General features: G+C 52.5%; 2 protein-coding genes and 1 pseudogene. All 3 read left to right on the forward strand.

The annotated features are described in order from the left end of the window. On the forward strand, positions 1-857 hold an 857-nt coding region (locus J2X76_RS31535), incomplete at its 5' end, for a hypothetical protein (protein WP_310221886.1). Then, the gene (locus J2X76_RS31540) at positions 854-1,195 is read left to right on the forward strand and encodes a hypothetical protein (protein ID WP_310221888.1); all 342 of its coding nucleotides are present in this window, start codon (positions 854-856) and stop codon (positions 1,193-1,195) included. The genes J2X76_RS31535 and J2X76_RS31540, both read left to right, overlap by 4 nt. Positions 1,196-1,478: 283 nt before the next feature. After that, a pseudogene (locus J2X76_RS31545) lies at positions 1,479-2,134 on the forward strand (transposase); the annotation flags it as partial. Between the last annotated feature and the right edge of the window lie 119 nt (positions 2,135-2,253).

Raw genomic sequence — 2,253 nt, forward strand, 5'->3', positions numbered from 1 at the left:
GGCCGTTCCTTGCCCGCGTCCTCACCATGCTCCTCATCTCCAGCATGTTCGCCGCCCCGTTCACCTCAACCGCCAACGCGCGGTTCATCTCCCCCGACGACTGGGATCCAACCATCGAAACCGTCGGCACAAACCGATACGCCTATTCCGGAAACGATCCTGTCAATAAAAGTGATCGCAATGGGCATAACTACGGACCAGACGCTGATGATCCCGGCGGGCCTGTAGACGGAATCGGTGGCGGCGACGTCACTCAGGCCCAGGTGGATAAACAGGAAGAGCGCAATGACAAGCTCACGATTGATCGCGCCGATGAGCGCGACAGGTGGGACAAGACGGGCCCAAGCAATTGGGGGCCTATAAATCTAGGTGAAATGTACTCCTCCATGCCAGCCGGAGCGTGGAACAGCGTTGCTGGGTTGGTAAATTGGGCTACAGGGACGAACGCCCTTCCGACAGTGTCCGCCGCGAACCCGAGCCAAGCTCTGGGGCAAAGTCTTGGAGCGAATGTACTTGGGGCTGCTCCGCTTGGAATAGGGCGGGGCTTTTCGGCAAAAATCGAAACGCCTTCAGTCAAAGCTCCAACAATCCCAGGTGAGTATCTTGCTGGAAAAGCCCCTTTCCAAACTACCCCAGGCACCCAGACCCTCCAAGGTCAGTACATGAACAACCTGGGCCGGGTTGAACCTTGGACAGCCCATTATGACAAATGGGGTCAACAAATAGGAAGAACCGACTATAATGCAGGTAACAAAGCCCAAGGCATTCCAGATATACACTACCATACATATGAGTGGGGTCCCGGTAAGACTCCGTTAGAAACAGGAAAACATATACCTGGGGAGTATCCATATTGAGTATCGAAGAAAAAAAGAACGAACTCTACTCCATCAATAAAAGAGGATTTGGGTTCATTAGAGGAATTGAAATTAAACGAGAAATAAAAGATGGGGCTGCATCGACATTCGAGGTTTCCATTTCTCTCTCTGACATTGATGGAAATTACCTAAAACTGGTAGCAATAAGCTGCACGGATATATCTATAGGGAATATAAATAACATGCTTTTCGCGTCAATTGATTTGATTGATATATCAAGTCACCAATTAGAGGGATCGAAATACAAGGTATTCGATGCTGAAAACAATCTATTTGAACTAACGTGCATTGACATCCTTGAGGCTCGCGGAGGTTAACTTCATCCACCAGCTCCATAATCTAGTGTGTGGCCACTCTCGTCTTTGCGGTTCGTTCCCTTTCCCGAGCCGGTCGCGTTGCCCGGGCGTGATCTGCCTCGGAACTTCCCGCCGCTCCTGACCGAGCCCGACTTCTCGTCCGATGGCCGCATACGCACAAAGTCATTTAATGAAGTTGTGTTCATTCGGTGTTGATCTTGGCTGACGTGCCCCCGTTAAATTGGGCCATTTTGAACTGGAATTTTCCACTTATGATCCCTGTTGGGAAGAAGAGGAGAATTCGATGAAGGCCTCGAGGTTTTCAGAAGCGCAGATCGCATTTGTTTTGAAGCAGGCGGAGGATGGGACGCCGGTCGGTGAGGTGTGCCGCAAGGCAGGGATTTCCGATGCGACCTTCTATAACTGGCGCAAAAAATACGCGGGGCTGATGCCTTCGGAGATGAAGCGATTGCGGCAGCTCGAAGAGGAGAACGCCAAGCTGAAGCGGATCGTCGCGGACCTGTCATTGGACAAAGCCATGCTGCAGGATGTGCTTTCAAGAAAGCTTTGAGGCCTGCCCGCAAGCGCAAGCTTGTCGACACGGTCAAGGCGGACTGGAAGGTCTCGATCCGACGTGCATGCGCAGTGTTGAGAATCGACCGGTCGCTTTATGTCTACAAGTCCAGGCGCGGCGAGCAGGCCGAATTGAAGCTGAAGATCAAGGACATCTGCCAAACGCGAGTGCGTTACGGTTATCGTCGCGTTCATGTCCTACTCAGGCGTGACGGATGGCCCGTCAATCCGAAGCGAATCTATCGCCTTTACAAGGAGATGGACCTTCAGCTCCGCAACAAGACGCCCAAGCGCCGCGTGAAGGCGAAGCTGCGAGCCGACCGCACGGAGCCAGCCCATTCCAACCATGTCTGGGCTATGGACTTCGTTCATGACCAGCTGGCTACTGTCAATGCCGCGGCAATTTTCCTCAAAGGGAGGTGCGGACGAAAACTTGGACTAACAGGGAGATAGTTCATGTATTCGTACGAAGACCGCATGAGGGCCGTGCAGCTCTATATCAAGCT

The sequence above is a fragment of the Neorhizobium sp. 2083 genome (assembly GCF_031455615.1).
Lineage (GTDB): Bacteria > Pseudomonadota > Alphaproteobacteria > Rhizobiales > Rhizobiaceae > Neorhizobium.